Source organism: Pseudomonas sp. GL-R-26, from assembly GCF_019947365.1.
In the GTDB taxonomy this organism is placed as follows: Bacteria; Pseudomonadota; Gammaproteobacteria; order Pseudomonadales; family Pseudomonadaceae; genus Aquipseudomonas.
In genome coordinates, this window is record NZ_JAGYGI010000057.1 from 1 (window position 1) to 15,900 (window position 15,900).

General features: G+C 57.9%; 13 protein-coding genes and 1 pseudogene. 8 read left to right on the forward strand and 6 right to left on the reverse strand.

Features of this window, described 5'->3' with window-relative positions:
• A pseudogene (locus KGA96_RS28985) lies at positions 1 to 185 on the reverse strand (hypothetical protein); the annotation flags it as partial.
• A 359-nt stretch (positions 186 to 544) separates the two neighbouring features.
• On the opposite strand from KGA96_RS28985, the gene KGA96_RS28990 reads away from it, so the two are divergent.
• Positions 545 to 1,030, forward strand: coding sequence for an adenosine-specific kinase (locus tag KGA96_RS28990; protein ID WP_046040441.1), 486 nt, complete (start codon positions 545 to 547; stop codon positions 1,028 to 1,030).
• An 81-nt stretch (positions 1,031 to 1,111) separates the two neighbouring features.
• Here the strand turns inward: KGA96_RS28990 and KGA96_RS28995 are convergent, their stop codons facing one another.
• Positions 1,112 to 2,206, reverse strand: coding sequence for a helix-turn-helix transcriptional regulator (locus tag KGA96_RS28995; RefSeq protein ID WP_223515967.1), 1,095 nt, complete (start codon positions 2,204 to 2,206; stop codon positions 1,112 to 1,114).
• 82 nt (positions 2,207 to 2,288) lie between these two features.
• Here KGA96_RS28995 and KGA96_RS29000 point away from each other — a divergent pair, with 82 nt between their 5' ends.
• The 7 genes from KGA96_RS29000 to KGA96_RS29030 all read left to right on the forward strand — a co-directional run bounded on the left by KGA96_RS29000 (position 2,289) and on the right by KGA96_RS29030 (position 11,889).
• Positions 2,289 to 4,112: a DUF1302 domain-containing protein gene (locus KGA96_RS29000; RefSeq protein ID WP_223515969.1), complete on the forward strand. Its 1,824-nt coding sequence runs from the start codon at positions 2,289 to 2,291 to the stop codon at positions 4,110 to 4,112.
• 14 nt (positions 4,113 to 4,126) lie between these two features.
• A complete protein-coding gene (locus tag KGA96_RS29005) occupies positions 4,127 to 5,467 on the forward strand; it encodes a DUF1329 domain-containing protein (protein ID WP_223466848.1) in 1,341 nt (446 codons plus the stop codon).
• Between the two features lie 51 nt (positions 5,468 to 5,518).
• Complete coding sequence (locus KGA96_RS29010) at positions 5,519 to 6,949, forward strand: DUF1254 domain-containing protein (protein ID WP_046040439.1); 1,431 nt, start codon at positions 5,519 to 5,521, stop codon at positions 6,947 to 6,949.
• Between the two features lie 149 nt (positions 6,950 to 7,098).
• Complete coding sequence (locus tag KGA96_RS29015) at positions 7,099 to 8,139, forward strand: AraC family transcriptional regulator (protein WP_185754772.1); 1,041 nt, start codon at positions 7,099 to 7,101, stop codon at positions 8,137 to 8,139.
• A gap of 124 nt (positions 8,140 to 8,263) precedes the next feature.
• A complete protein-coding gene (locus KGA96_RS29020; protein WP_223515972.1) occupies positions 8,264 to 9,778 on the forward strand; it encodes a DUF1254 domain-containing protein in 1,515 nt (504 codons plus the stop codon).
• 414 nt (positions 9,779 to 10,192) lie between these two features.
• Positions 10,193 to 11,002: a glycosyltransferase gene (locus KGA96_RS29025; RefSeq protein ID WP_046040437.1), complete on the forward strand. Its 810-nt coding sequence runs from the start codon at positions 10,193 to 10,195 to the stop codon at positions 11,000 to 11,002.
• Between the two features lie 83 nt (positions 11,003 to 11,085).
• The gene (locus KGA96_RS29030; RefSeq protein WP_046040435.1) at positions 11,086 to 11,889 is read left to right on the forward strand and encodes a 2OG-Fe(II) oxygenase; all 804 of its coding nucleotides are present in this window, start codon (positions 11,086 to 11,088) and stop codon (positions 11,887 to 11,889) included.
• 106 nt (positions 11,890 to 11,995) lie between these two features.
• Here KGA96_RS29030 and KGA96_RS29035 read toward each other — a convergent pair whose 3' ends face one another.
• The 4 genes from KGA96_RS29035 to KGA96_RS29700 all read right to left on the reverse strand — a co-directional run.
• Positions 11,996 to 12,745 carry a hypothetical protein gene (locus KGA96_RS29035; protein WP_223466844.1) on the reverse strand — a complete coding sequence of 250 codons (750 nt, stop codon included), beginning with the start codon at positions 12,743 to 12,745 and terminating at the stop codon, positions 11,996 to 11,998.
• A 102-nt stretch (positions 12,746 to 12,847) separates the two neighbouring features.
• Positions 12,848 to 14,425, reverse strand: a complete 1,578-nt coding sequence (locus KGA96_RS29040) for a DUF5666 domain-containing protein (RefSeq protein WP_046040434.1) — start codon at positions 14,423 to 14,425, stop codon at positions 12,848 to 12,850.
• The gene (locus tag KGA96_RS29045) at positions 14,422 to 15,264 is read right to left on the reverse strand and encodes a DUF6502 family protein (protein WP_046040433.1); all 843 of its coding nucleotides are present in this window, start codon (positions 15,262 to 15,264) and stop codon (positions 14,422 to 14,424) included. The genes KGA96_RS29040 and KGA96_RS29045 overlap by 4 nt, the downstream gene beginning before the upstream one ends.
• Positions 15,265 to 15,421: 157 nt before the next feature.
• The coding region (locus tag KGA96_RS29700; RefSeq protein ID WP_263287148.1) for a hypothetical protein at positions 15,422 to 15,900 on the reverse strand (479 nt) is incomplete at its 5' end.

Genomic DNA, 15,900 nt, shown 5'->3' on the forward strand with positions numbered 1-15,900 from the left:
CCACCACCGTGACCACCGCCTCCGGAACCGCCGCCACCGCCGTGACCGCCACCGCCTCCACCGCCGCTGCCGCCGTCTTTGGCATACACGCTGGAGAAACTGCCGATGTAATCGGGCACCAGAACAGTCGATGCAGACAAGACCCCGCCTATTGCCAGAGCCAACAAACATTTCTTGAGCAGCATGATGCACCTCCGCTTGGAGTTGCGTCGTCACCTCCATATCGAACGCAATGTCCAGTGAGTTCCCGGCCGCCCATTGGAGCGGCCAGCCAACCGGCACAGCCATAAATCTGCAGTATTAACGAGCCACTGCGGTTTCCGTACGATCCCTCAGAGCCAGCCGGCATCGAAACGTGGGAAATATTCCCACATCACTTAGATTAGTCCTGTCAGCCCAAGTGTCAACGACCAGATATCAGGTCCAGGGCACGCGCTGAGCAATTGACCAAAAACAGACAGAGGACGCAGCAATAACCAATGAGTAGCTATGCTTGGTTTGTTGCCAGGCTCTCTTGGCAACATCGTGAAAGGAGGTGTTTGAAATGCAACTCATCACGTTGAAAATCGAAAAGCCGGATGCGACGAACTTCATTCTGGGTCAGACGCACTTCATCAAATCTGTCGAGGACATCCACGAAGCGCTGGTCAATACCGTGCCAGGGATCCAGTTTGGCGTGGCCTTTTGTGAAGCCTCTGGCCAATGCCTGGTGCGATGGTCTGGCACCGATAGCTCAATGATTGAACTGGCACAGAAGAATGCGAAAGCCATCGCCGCAGGCCATAGCTTCATCATCTTCCTGGGTGACGGTTTCTATCCGCTGAACGTGTTGAACACCATCAAAATGGTTCCAGAGGTATGCCGTATTTTTTGTGCAACAGCCAATCCAACCGAAGTGATTCTCGCCGAGACGCAGCAAGGGCGAGCAATCCTGGGCGTAGTGGATGGATTTTGTGCCAATGACATCGAAGGTGATGAAGACATTCTGTGGCGCAAGAACTTGCTGCGGCAGATTGGCTACAAGCTGTGAATTGCAGGGCGAGCATTTCGCCAAAGATTTTCCTTTGGCTTCATTTTCTCTGTGCCAGAGTGCTTTTCTGCGATTTGCCCATCACGACCTGGCACCAGGACTGATGCCATACCAACGGCGAAAGGCCCGACTGAAGTTTGATACCTCTCGATACCCCACTCGTTCAGCCACTTCGCTCACTGTCAGCTCAGGGTTCGAGAGCAAATCGCGCGCTACGTACCGTCGTTGAATTTCAACAATAGCGTTGAATGTCCAGCCTTCGCGCTGTAATGCCCGATGCAATGTGCGCGAGGTTATGTGCAAACGTTCGGCGGTTTGATCCAGGCCAGGCGCGTGCGCCAGATCAGCCAGCACGATGTTGGCCACCGCTTCAAGCACCGATTCACGGCTGGTTTGCGTCGCATAATTCTTCAACGAGTTCGCCAGGGCATTGCAGACGGCCGGACTGCCGGCTGGGCGTGGCTCACGCAAAGCGTCCATGTCCAGAACCACCTCATCGCGTGGGGCATCGAACTGCACCAGGTCTGCGGCAAGGTTCAGCCAGGGCTCCGGGTTTTCTGGTCGCGGACGCCGAAGGCGTAATTCGCGAATGGCATTGGTGGTACCCGGCAAACCTTTAAGGTGCTGGATTTGCAGCGCGCCCCAGAAATCCAGTTCTTCAACTGCTGGCAACAAGGCATGACCGGGTAGCAAGGCAACGTGCAACAGCCCGTTTTTTTCCTCGATGTGTAATGCCATGTGCCCGGTCCACAGTGGCCAGTAGCGCGACAACTCTTCCAGCGACGCAAACCGGCTGGGCATCAGTTGCATCAGATAGGCCAGACCAAGCATCTGTCCCGGATCACTCTGGCGAGCGGCGGCAAGGCCGATGGCTGGATCACCACTGAGTTCGCGTGCCACTTCCCAGAAGCGTCGGGCAAGAAACGCCGGCAGGCGCACATGGGGCTGGCGCAGGCTGGTCAAACTCACGCCCCAGTCGGCTTGCAATCGCTGTAAGTCCAGACCGCGAGCCTCCAGTTCCTGCACCCCCGAGTTGATTATGCAGACGCATAACGACGGTCTATTTCGATGCGCGGGGAAACGATTTGTCGGCCAATGATTAACGTTTTTCAAGCAAACCCTCCCATCGTTGTCATCAAGGCGGAGCAACGTTTTGCGCCGTCGCAAGCGCGACATAGTACGGACCTGGCAGCCAACCGCCAGCTCAATGCGCGCTTCAACACGCTCACCAATACAACAAAAACAGGTGATTTAGCGCATGAAACGACTCGCCCTTTCTCGCAATCCCACACCGCGCCGATCACGGTTGCGCCCAAGCCTGTCAGTGGCAGGTATCACCCTGGCCACATTGACCGGCCCACTGGCCGCCCAGGCCAATACCTGGCAAGTGAATGACGACTGGAGCCTGACCAGTAACACCACACTGACCCTGGGCAGCAGTTGGGCCCTGCGCAACGCCGATCCGGATCAACTGACCGTCGCCGATGCCCGGTCAATCGGCAAACGTGGCGCAGGCATCAACTATAACGCCGATGATGGCAAGCTCAACTTCGACAAGGGCGACGCGATCTCGCAGATTTTCAAGGGGCTCACAGAATTCGATCTGAACGATGGCAAACAAGGCGCCTTCGTGCGCGTGAAGTACTGGTATGACCATGCCTATGAAACCGGCAACGGCGATTTCACCCGGTTCGATGACAGTGGCTGGCAAGACCTTGCAAAATTTCAGGGCTTCGAAGTGCTGGATCTTTATGCATGGAAGAACTTCGAGATCAACGATCACCAACTCAACGTCAAACTGGGCAAGCAGGTTTTGTCCTGGGGCGAAGCGCTGTTCCTGCAAAATGGCATCAACGCCATCAACCCGTTGGATGCCTCAGCGTTCAACCGCCCTGGCGTGGAGCTCAAGGAAGGCCAGTTGCCGGTCGAGATGCTCAGTTTCAACTATGACCTGGCCGACAGCCTGAGCCTCGAGGGGTTCTATCAATACAACTTCCGGCCCTCGGTACTGGACGGCTGCGGCACCTTCTTCTCAGTCAGTGACAACACTCAGGAAGGGTGTCAGATGACTCAGGTCATCGTGAATCCAACCGGCAACCTGACCACTGCGCAGGCGATCCGCGCGCGCGCCTACGAGAGCCGTGGCCCGACTGACTGGCCAAAGGATGGCGGGCAATATGGCCTGGCCCTGCACAAGACGCTTGAATCACTCAATGATGCCGAGCTGGGTCTTTACTACGCCAACTACCACAGCCGCACACCGAGCCTGAACGGGTCAGTGCGCACCAGCCTGGCCGCCGGAACGTTGCCTACCGGCACGTACAACACTGTCTACCCGCAAGACATCCGCCTGTTCGGCATAAGCCTCAACGGTGTGGTCGGCAGCACGGCCGTATTCAGCGAACTGAGCTACCGACCCAACCAACCGCTGTCCTACAACGCCTCCGATGTGGTGGCGGCCATCGCCGGTGCCGGTGCCAGCACGCCGATTTTCGACGGTGTCGCACCGGCACTCGGCAGCGAGGTGCAAGGCTACAAGCGCAAGAAAGTCTGGCAATACAGCCTGGGGGCTACCGACAACATCAGCAACGTGCTGGGTGCCCAGAAACTCACCTGGGCCGCGGAAGCCGGTGCCAACTGGATCGACGACATCAATCTGGAGGAAGAACGCCTGGGCCGCGCCAGTGTGTTCGGTCGGGTGCAGAACAACGGGGCAGCCTGCTTCGTGCCTGCGGTCGGTGGCTTGAGTGCCGCACAAGCGGCCGAAAAGAACGCCGACTTCTGCAACACCCACGGCTTCACCACCGGTTTCTCCTGGGGCTATCGCCTACGGGCGGCACTGGCATTCGAAAGCCTGATTCCGGCCACGGTAGTGACACCCTCGCTGAACTTTCGACATGACGTAGAGGGCTACGGCCCTAACTTCCAGGAGGGGCAAATGGCCGCCGGTGCGGCGCTGACCTTCGACTACCGGAACAACTACTCGCTGGAGTTGGCTTACAACGACTTCTTCGGCACCAACAAATTCTCCACCCTCGATGACCGCGACTTCGCCTCGGTCACCCTCAAGGCCAGTTTCTGATGATGAACCTAACCATGACCGGATTTCCTTTCGCCCTTTCCCTGATCACCGTGTTGTGCTGCAGCCCGGCACTGGCCAAACAGAGCGATGCCACTCGACTGGACAACACCTTGACGCCCATCGGAGCCGAACGCGGCGCCAATGCCGACGGCAGTATTCCGGCCTGGAGTGGCGGCCTCAAACCCGGTGCCGCAGCCGTCAGCAGCGACGGTAACTACGCCGACCCGTTTGCCGGGGAGAAGCCTCTGTACACCGTCGACAAGAGCAACCTGGCGCAATACAAGCCCCAGCTCAGTCCCGGTCAGCAGGCCATGTTTTCCCGCTATCCCGAATACCACATGCGGGTGTTTGCGACCCACCGTACCGCGCGCCTGCCGCAGAAGTACCAGGAGCAAACCCGCGCCAACCTGGCCACGGTGTCCCTCGAAGAAGGTGGCTATGGCCTCAAAGGCTACCAGTTCGGCGTTCCGTTTCCCGAACCGACCGATGCCCTCGAAGTGTTGTGGAACCACCTGACACGTTTCCGTGGCGGTGCCGTTCGGCGCGAGTTCGCCTCGGCCGTCGTGCAGGCACGGGGCGACTCCACGGTGGTCACATACGATGCGATGAGCGCCTTTCGCGAGAACGTCACAGACATTGAACCGGACGCCAACGTGCTGTTTTTCAACCGGGTGTTGACCCTGACACCCTCGCGTTACTCCGGCGAAGTGACCCTGATCCAGGAACCGCTGAACCAGATCACCGAACCGCGTGCGGCCTGGCAGTACATCCCGGGTCAGCGTCGCGTGCGTCGCGCGCCTACAGTGGCCTATGACAGTAGCGCACGCTACAGCTTCGGCCAGGTGGTGTCCGATAGCGTAGACGGCTACAACGGTGCCCCGGATCGCTACGACTGGAAGCTGATCGGCAAGCAGGAAATGCTGGTCGGTTACAACGCCTTCCAATTGGCCAACAAGGCACTCAAGTACGCCGACATTCTCAAGCCTGGCTACCTCAATCCGGATCTGGTGCGCTATGAAAAACACCGCGTCTGGGTGATCGAGGCGTCTCTCAAGCCCACTGCCCGGCACGTCTATGCCAAGCGTCGCTTTTACATCGATGAGGACTCCTGGCAAATCATGGCCTCGGACATCTACGACAGCCGCGGCGAGTTGTGGCGCAACTACGAGGCGTACTTGACCCAGCAGCATGACATCGAGCTGCCGATCACTGCGGTGGAGGCTACCTATGACCTGATCTCCGGCGGTTATGCGACCAACTACATGACCAACGAAGTACCGAAGAAAATGGACGTCGGTTTCACCACGCAAAAAGCCGAGTTCACTCCAGCCCAACTCAAGCGCCTGGGCAAGTAAGCCCGCCAGGCTCCCCCGCCTGCTCATCGCTTCGTATTCAAGGACACGCTGATGGACGATTTGAACGATGTAACCGAACTGTTCGAGCAACGCCGGCACCTGCTCAAAGGCTTTGCCGTCGCCGGTCTGATCGGTGGTCTGGGCGCCCTATTGCCTGGTGCGCGCCTGCTGGCCGCCGACAATCGAGAGGAACAGGCCTACCAGTTGGGGCTCGCCGCATACGTGTATGGCTACCCACTGATTTACTTCGCCCGCCTGCGTTACAAGCGAATGATGGAAGGCGATCCGATGGTCGGTGAAAAGCACCGCTATGGCGCCTTTATTCACCGCCGGCAGACGGTGACTCCGGCAGTGCCGGGCATGCCGCAGACCGATACCCTCTACTCCAACTTCTGGGGTGACCTGCGGCAGGAGCCACTGCTGCTGCGCATTCCGGCGATTGCCTCGCGATACTGGAGCGTTCAGCTGTGTGACCTGTTTGGCGTAGGCTTTGGTGTACCCAATCACCGGGAGTTGACTGGCGAGACACTGATCGCGATGGTCGGCCCGCAATGGCAGGGAACGCTGCCAAGTGAAGTGGCCAAGGTTTACCGGGCGCCTTCGCCGTTGGTGTTCGGCGTGTTGCGCCTGTACTTCACTGACGAGGCGGATCGCCAGCAAGTGATCGCGCTTCAGGAGCACTTCAAGCTGTGCCCATTGAGCGCGTACGGTCAACCCGACTGGCAAGCGCCGCCTGCCCAGGTCTTCCAACCGACAGACGTGCAAGCGGACGCGTTGGCCGACTTCAAGACCTTGCAGCTGATGTTGCGAGAATGCCCGCCCCCGCAACATGACGGCAGCCTGCTGTCGACATTTACCACCATTGGCCTGGGCGCCAGCCAGCCATCAGACTTTTCCACACTCGACGAGGACATTCTCCGAGGTCTGTTGCGGGCCGAAATCGATGGTCGCGCCAGGGTGACTGCCACCACCAAAAACCTGCCCGGCAATCTGTCGAGCAATGGCTGGTTGTACCCGCTCAAGCACATAGGCACGTATGGCGACGACTTCCGCTATCGGGCTGGCATGGCCTTGCTGGGTACCGTGGCATTGCCCATCAGCGAAACCATCTATCTGATGTACCAGAAGGATACGACTGGCCACTTGCTCGACGGCAGTGCCCGTTATCGCGTGACATTCCCCGCCGGCAAACTGCCCGAGGCTCGGGCGTTCTGGTCCATCCACCTGTACCGCTACGAAGGCTATACGGTGATCCCCAATCCGTTGAACCGGTATTCCGTGGGCAGCCGTTCGCACTTATTGCCGTCCCCCGACGGTTCGATCACCCTGTACCTGCAAGCCAATGATCCGGGCGATGATAAAACCGCGAACTGGCTGCCGACCGAGGCCGGCAAGCCGTTCCTGATGATTTTGCGGGGTTATGAACCTACAGGTGATTTTGCTGCCCTGACCTGGCCAGGCCCCTTCGTTAGCCGCGCCTGACTTTGATTGCTGCTCAGCCACATCGACGCTTGGGGCCATGCCCCCTTGAACCGCCCCGGACTTAAGCGTCGGGGCGTTTTTTTTCGCGCCTTGCACAACCCGGGACCGCCAGCCATCCTGTGTCATTCACTTTCGATTGCGCCAAAGCCATGAGCCATGCCACAGCCGCCTCCCCAACGCTGGCCCAGTCAACATTGGCCACAGTGGTCAGTGCTATCGCCGGCACACTGCGGGGTGCCTACGCAATCGATCCGGAGCCTGTGCTGTTGAGTGTCGGTATCGACCCTGCGGTGATGCTCGACAGCGAGCTGCGACTAACGATGACGACACTCAGTCCGCTCTGGCTTCGCTGTGTCGAGTTGACCGGTGATGAAGCGTTTGGCTTGCGCGTGGCCCGGTACTTTCAGCCCGCACAGTTCTATGGCATTGACCTGGCACTCTGTACCAGCGCCACCTTTGGCGAGGCCTTGCAGCGCCATGTACAGATTATTCGCGTGTTGACCACTATCGCACTGCCTCAACTCTCGATAGATGCCAATGGAGACTGTCGCCTGGAAATCCGTCGGCACGGGCCGCAACGCCCTACCGATGCTGCACTCGACTGCTTCTTCCAGGCTTTTTGCATTCGCCTGTTCGAGCGTCAGACCGGCTTGCACGCGCGGCAGTTACTACGTCGCCTGGAATTGCCCCGCCCTCCTCCCAAGGACCCTACGCCCTGGCGGGCACTGGGATTGCCGGTAACGTTTGGCTGTGCCTGTGGTGCGATGGTTTTCAAGTTTGAAAGCCTGGCAATGCCCCTGCCCGGAGCCAATCCGCATCTGCTGGCTCAATTGGAACAACCCATCCTGCGATATCTGGCGCAACTTGGACTACCGCTGCCCCCCAGCGCGCTACGTTCGCGCCTGGCCGACATGCTCACCGAAACTCCCGATGTCCAGCAACTGGCGACCGAGCTGGACATCTGCCCGAAGTTGCTGCGTCGCAACTTGACAAGCCAGGGCCTGACCTTCAGCCAGTTACTCGATCAGGCACGCGAGGCTCAAGCGCTGGTGCTTCTGGCCAATCCGGCACTGAGTCTGGAACAGGTTGCCAGCAAACTGGGATTCAGTAGCACCAGCAGTCTGGTGCGCGCTTTTCGACGATGGCAAAACAACACACCCATGGCCTATCGACGCCAGGCGCTTGGTTAGTTCACAAAGCTCAAAGGTGCCCATGAGCAGCGCCAAGCGTGAGTGCATTTACCTGAGCTTGAAAACTCAGCACACTTAAACGGCCCAAGGACTTTGGGCTTGCGCACATACACAGGACGTTTTTATGCAACTCAAGCACCCATTCATTCGCACCACGCTTGCCGCATCCCTGATGCTTACACTAGGCCAGGCACCGTTCGCTGAACCGGCGACATACAAAATGACCACGCCCATTCCAACCGAGATCCAGACGCCAGACAGCGTCGATACGTCGATTGGTGAACTGAAGTTCTTCGATGGCGTACCCACCAGGGAGACCTCCAGGAAACTCTACGACCACCTGGACTTTCTGCGTGGTGTCGAAGTCTTTCTGAACGGCATTCCTGGCGCTTCCATGGTGGCGATCCGTACCGGATTGCGAGAAGTCGGCGCGGAAAATGGCACTGTCGGGATCTTTGAAAACCTGATGGATTCACGGTCGCTGTTTCTGACCGCCAATACCGAGACTATTTACTTCTGGAGCTGGCTGGACCTCAAAGATGGTCCGCTCATTGTCGAAACCCCGCCCAATATCCTCGGGGTCATCGACGACTTCTGGTTCCGTTATGTAGTCGACCTGGGTAACGCAGGTCCGGATAAAGGCAAGGGCGGCAAATATGTACTCGTCCCGCCAGGCTATGAGGGCAAGTTGCCTGAGGGGTATTTCGTGGTGAAGTCCCCCACCTACGGGAACCTGCTGTTTGGCCGTGCATTCATGGAGAACGGTGATACCAGGCCAGGTGTAGCGAGCCTGAAAAAAGGTCTGCGCGTTTATCCACTGACGTCGCTCAAGTCGCCACCGCAAACCAGGTTCATCAGCCTCTCCAGCAAACAGATGAATACCATCCACGCCAATACCTTCAAGTTCTATGAAGAGCTGAACCAGATCGTCCAGGAAGAACCTGCAGGTGCCTACGGTCCGGACATGACCGGGCTCATGGCCGCCATCGGGATGCAGAAAGGCAAACCCTTCGAGCCTGATGCACGCATGAAAAAAATCCTGACTGACTCGGTCGCTGTCGGGAATGCCACGGCACGCTCAATCGATTTCGATAACCGCAATCCCATGGCGCTGATCTATCCCGACCGTCACTGGACCACTCCGTTCATTGGCGGCAGTTATGAGTGGTTGAATGACGGCGCCCGAAATTTCGATGCGCGCACCATGTTTTTCTATGCGGCCACGGTCAATACCCCTGCGATGGCCATCGCCATGCCAGGTATCGGCTCGCAATACACGGCAGCCAACTTCGACAATGAAGGCAACCCTTTTGATGGTGCGAAAACCTATCGGTTAAGAGTACCGGCCAATGTCCCCGCCAAAGACTTTTGGTCAGTCGTGCTGTATGACACCCAGACCCGCTCGATGCTCCAGACAGACACCCAGTTCCCAAGCTTGAGCAGTGCCAAGGGCCTGAAAGCCAACGTCGACGGATCGGTTGATCTCTATTTTGCGCCGAGCAAACCGGCCAACGCCGAAAACTGGATTCAAACCATACCGGGCAAAAGCTGGATGACCATCTTCCGCCTGTACGGTCCACTGAAACCCTGGTTCGATAAGAGCTGGCAATTGAATGACATTGAACCGGTCAAGCAATAGCCAAACGAGCGGCTCACGAAAGCTTGTCGGGCACAAAGCCCATGGGGAGCACCTGATGTGGTCGCTCCCCCTGAAAATGAATCGCGCGCACGCATGCTTAACCGGCCCATCTACGCGGCGCGTAATGCCCGACGCAAGAGCGGCTCACACCGTCCCAAGACGCTGGCCTGTCCAGCCTCATGATGTAACGAATCAAGTCAAAATGTTTACCTGCAGAGCAGATCCTTATACGATGAACTCCGTTTCTACTGCTCTCCGTCGGGCCTGAGCAGGCCTTGGTTATTATGCATGACAAAGCGACTTAACAAATTGTGCTCTATGGCCACGCAAGATTTTGCGCAAAAAACATTCAAGAACTGTATACAGGTTCAATCATTCGTATAACCAAATACAAAAACATTGAGCACCTGAACGATGAACAACCCTGATTTACTGGCCGAAAGCTCCAAAGCCTTCAGCATAGTTATAGTAAATTACAAAACACCAGAAATTACCAAGATATGCCTGGACTTATTGCACCAGCATTTTGGCAGCAACAGCGTCCCGGTATGGGTGGTTGACAACTATTCCGCCGATGAGAGCACTGAGTACTTACGAACTCTTGACTGGATCAATTTGATCGAGCGCTCTGTTTCCGCACCAGAAGCGGGCCATATTGCACATGGCAAGGCACTTGATCTGGTTCTGGAACGAATTGACACCGATTATTTATTCCTGATGCACACCGATACATTTGTTTTCGACAAGAATGTTTTTCCGATGATGCTGAATAAATGCTTGAAAAATCCAAAGGTCGCGGCCGTCGGTTGTGTCGAGCAATTAAACCGCGGTACCACGCGATCTGTCTGGCGCTATAGCTCACGACTGTTCAAACATCACTTCAGACGTCTGAAAATCTCCATGGGATTGCGTTCCAGAGAACCAAAACCGTACAAAGAAGTCTATTTGAAAAGTTTCTGCACGCTATGGAACTGCAAACTTGTCAAACAGCACAATATGCACTTTTCGATGGATGATCGAGTGCCAGGCTATACACTCCAGGACCGCATGATCGAGCTGGGTTATGTCGTAGAAATGTTATCACCGGGTAAAATCTTCAGTTATCTGGATCACATTCAGGCCGGCACTGTCGCAGCGGCTGGCGGCTATGATAAAACTCATAGACGAACCAAAATGTACAACAACATCCTTAAGCGTCTGAACAAGGACGACAGAAAAAATTAAGCTACGAACAGACGCAACGAGCAGTGCGTTCAACGCTGTTTCAAGTCACCCAAAAGTCGTTTTATCAAGTTACTGGAGCGGTAATGGCACCCATCACTCAAGCACTACCTATCACCCTGTCCCCGGAGCTTGATTTCGACCAAAATGCCGCCAGCGCCTTTGGTGCCTCGTTGACCGGCAGCTATGTTCAGGCTACGCCATTTCCGCACATAGTCATCGACAACTTCTTGCACGAAGACCTGATTGCGAGCATCTGCTCGCACTTCCCGGTCGAGCCAACCAACAACGAAATGCTCTACGAGCGCGGCTATAAAGGTCAACGCAAACGTCAAATCAGCCCCAACGAATGCGACGCCTATTTGAAGACTGTTTTCAACGCCTTTAACTCGGCCCCCATGTTGCAGTTTCTTGAAAAGCTCACAGGCATCGAGGGATTGATACCCGACCCCTACTTTAGCGGTGGCGGCCTGCATGAAACGAAAAGCGGTGGTTTCCTGGGGGTGCACTCGGACTTCAGGCTCAACAAAAAGCTTAATGTCGAGCGCAGACTGAACATCATCATTTATCTGAATGAAGACTGGCAGGAGGAATACGGCGGCAACCTGGAACTTTGGGATGTCGGCATGAAGACCTGCCTTAAGAAAGTCCTGCCCATTTACAATCGCTGTGTCATTTTCAACACAGACAAGGACAGCAATCATGGGCACCCGGAGCCTTTAACCACTCCGGAGCACATCACCCGCAGGTCTATCGCGCTTTATTACTACACTGCGGGAACCATGGCGATCGATCCGGCACAAAGAAACAAGACCCACTACAAACCAAGGCCCAAGGATCGTTTAAGCCTGAAGTACTACATCAATAAACTGATCAAGAAGAAAAACTGAACTGCAAAGCGCCCGGAAACGGACAATGGCGTCATACCGCGGACCAGCAGGAATTGTCCCGGTATGTCGATACCGAACAGGGCGCGCAGCAGGTAACGGCCAGGAATCAGTAAACGTGGCTGAGCAACAGTCCGGCCTCACCATCCGGGCTGGCGTCAGAAAAACCCTTGACGGCATACAACTGAAACTTCCATTCCTGATTGAGCTTGTGCGTGAGGAAAAGTGTGATTTCCTTGATCTCGTCGCCCGTGGAAACAACCTTCTGCCGCCAGTCGTAGGACACGCCCGCCGTGGTGCGCGCGAACACGGGCATGGCGAAGCCCAGACCGGCGAATATCGGGTTGTCGAAGTCGGAGCCCGACGGGTCACCGAACTTTTTCCAGCCCAGGGTAGCGAACCCGGTCACGGGACCGAAGGCTTTGGCAACATCGACCTGGGCGGAATAGTCGGTTTTGCCGGTGCCCAGGCACTTGTCTTCGTCGGCGGTGGGCAACTTGACCTTGCCGATCAGGTCCACGAACAGCCCGCTAACGCTGCCGTCGAGTACGGCATAGTCGGCACCGGCAACGGTGTCGCCCAGACCGCTTTCCACCTTGCCGCAACCGCCAGGCAGTGGCTCGCCGTCAGGGCCGACCGAAGGATTGGTGATGCGTAGCCAGGGCACAGTGAGCTTATAGGTCATGGGACCGGTTTCGTACCTGCCCACCAGCGGGACGTACCAGGTTTCGGACGTAGTACCGGTGCCATAGTCGCCTCGCGAGTAGTCGGTTCCGATTGAGGTCGTGAAGGTATCGGCCAAGGCCGGCAAGGCCAGGCTGGCAAGCCAACCGACGAGCAGGATGCGCTTGGGGTCCATGTTCACCTCGTGTCTGGCGTCATCGAAGTTCACACGCATGTTTTGTTGCGTGACTTACCCAGCCTAGTTACTTATGACGAAAGTGCATCATGGCTGCACTGTTTAACCCGACCTGCCGGAGTGATCGATTTTCTCAACCGGCTCAACCTTCTCGACTTTTTCTACCTTCTCAACTTTTTCTGGCCGATCAACCTTCTCTACCTTCTCTGGCCGATCAACTTTCTCGACTTTCTCCGGACGTTCTACCTTCTCTACTTTCTCTACCCGCTCTACCCTCTCCACTCTCTCGACTTTGCCGGATTGATCGACCTTCTCGACTCGCTCTGACTTGCCAGACTTGTCCACGTCAACGCGCTCTATATTGTCGCCACCGCCATGACTGTCACTGCCCCCGTGGCTAGTATCGTCGATGACACTGCCCGCGCTCTCGGAGCGACCGCTCCTGTCACTGCCCGAGTTCCCCGAATCCCCCGAACTGCCAGAGTTGCCGGAACCGCTCGAGTTGCCCGAGCCACTTGAGTTGTCGGTGTCTTGCTCGCTGGAACCGAGTCGTCCGTGCCGGTTACTTGTTGGCGAATCGGAGCGCTCGCGAGGCAATTCGATACGCGTTGCCTGCACCTCCCGCGCGCCGGTGAACACGCCGTTGATCCGCACGCGTCGATCCAGCGTCAGCTGCGAAGCCTGCACACCGACAAACACGGTGTCGCGTGCCAGCGTCACATTAAAGCCACCCACCACCAAATGGCGGTCCTGCCGGCTCTGTACCAGGCCCTCGATCACCGCATTGTGTGCCCGGCCAATGAAAGGCAGGCTCGGATCGGGGCGGCTTTGGTTCACGTCCAGTTCGCGACCGGACCAGTGGCCGCGCACCAGCATTTCCTGCGCCGGGCCTGGGTGATTGCTGAGTTTGATTCCCTGGAGATAGCCGCTGCGATCCACCGGGCCGATGGCACTGGCCTCCTTGAGGCCGGGCGCCCGGTCGATACGGCTGGCCACCACTTCGCCACGAGCATCGCGCAGCCCGCTGACCCGTACGGGATCACCCAGGCGCAGACCGGCAGTGACCTGGGCACCGTTGGCCAGGCGTACCGGTTGCCCCATGACGCGCATGGGCATGGAATCGCGTGGCAGGGCTGTCAAAGGGCCTTCGTAGGCGTGCAGGATAGAAATGCGCCCAGCCTCCAGACCGCGCCGGGAGTTGAACGCTTCCACGGCAACCACTTGGCCTATCGCCAGGCTGGTACTGGAGGTGGCAATGCCGTTCTCGTTGACCGGAACGTTTTTGTTGAAGTGCACTTCCACGCCATTGACGCAGATCGAGGCAAACCCGGTGATGGTGCCGACAATGCCGGTGCCACCGATTCCTCCGTTATCGTTGCTGATGCCCGTACCACCCACGCCGCCTGCAACGGCACCAGTGCCGCCAATGCCGCCAGGGCGTTTTTTCAGCGGTGCGCCGGTACCGCCGATCCCGCCGTTGTCGGTGTCGATGCCGGTACCGCCCATGCCGCCAGGCGCTGCGCCCGTACCGCCGGTACCTCCCGGCACCTGGATGAGCGGCACTTCGCTGGTGCCCGCGTCATTCTGGCTGACACAGGCTGGGGCGGCTTGCAGCACAATCGGAAGCCCGAGGCCCAGAGCGAGGGCGATTGCACGAATCAGGCGCAATTTGACGGTCATGATTCAGGAGCTTTTGGCGAATTGGGATCGGAAGCTTCAGTGTAGAAGTAAAGGCCGACCGTGATGCGCTGACGCGGTTCAAGGCTGGGCAGATCCCGGAATTCCAGTTCGGCGGCGAGTCGATTGAAGCTCAACAGGGCCTGCATTCCCTCGCTGGCCACGGCCTCGCGCAACGCCTCGACGCTCATCGGGGCCAGTGCGTCATAGTGGACACTACGTTCAAAAAAGGCCGGGCCTTCGCTGCTCAGGTTGTGCACTGCAGCGCAGGCATGATCGTGCAGGTTATGCCCCAGGTAAGCGGTTTTCTCATCGAAGCCCTTTTGTGGCACGAAGGCCTGGGCTTCAAGGTGCACACGCTCCTGTTCGTCGAGGCGCACGACCCCCAGGCGCAGCCATTCGTCCAACACCACCCGCGCCCTGATATCGGTGCTGACCTTCGCTACCAAGGCGTCAAAGGAACGGTCGCCGCCGACACTGGCCAATCGAGGCAGTGGCAGTGGCTGGCCGGCGTCGTTGCAGAAAGGCGCGCGGGCCCAGGCGTTGACCAGTTGCGCACCGAACGTGATGTTTTCCGGAAGCGTGGAAGCAGCCGGGTCGCCGGTATTGCGCAAGCGCCGTACATCCTTGCGATGCACACCGGTGAGCAGGCTGATGCGGCTGTCGCTCGGTGCCTTCTCGCCCAGGCGGAACTCACGGTCCGCCACTTCGACGAAAACCTCCTTGAGCAGGTCGGCAAATACCAGGTAGGTGACGCCTTTGCGCAGCATCAGGCGCACCAGCGGCTGCATGACATGCCGCAAGGCTTTGAGGAGCGAGGTGGGCAACGTGGACGATTGCATTCAGCGAATTCCTGGATAGATAACCCCAGTATAGCCATGTGGGAAATAATCCCATGAACCCACGTGCGTATTTTTTGCCGCGCCTCATGCAAAACCGGTCCCCAGGGTTTTGCATGAGCCACTAAACGCTTCAGATCCGGCTGTTGTCGTCGCCGGGTTAGCCGCCGGCATGGACGCCGCGGTCATCACCCGGCTCGCCGCCAACGTCGACACCGCGGTCATCACCTGGCTCACCGCCGACGTGGACACCGCGGTCATCACCCGGCTCACCGCCGACGTGGACACCGTGGTCATCACCAGGCTCGCCGCCAACGTGGACGCCGTGGTCGTCACCGGCCTCGCCGCGGGCGTGATTGCCGTGGTCGTCACCCGCTTCCGCATGGGTACCACCGCGACCGGAATTCGCGCTTCCTGGACCGGAATTACCTGAATTGCCATGGTCGCCGCTGCTGTGACCGCTGTTGCCACCGCTTCCACTGTTACCGCCGTGGCCACTGTTGCCGCCATTCCCGCTGTTACCGCCGTGGCCACTATTGCCGCCATTCCCGCTGTTACCGCCATGACCACCGCTGCCGCCACCGCCGCTTCCGCCGCCGTTTCCACCACCGCCACTTCCGCCGCCACCACCACCACCAC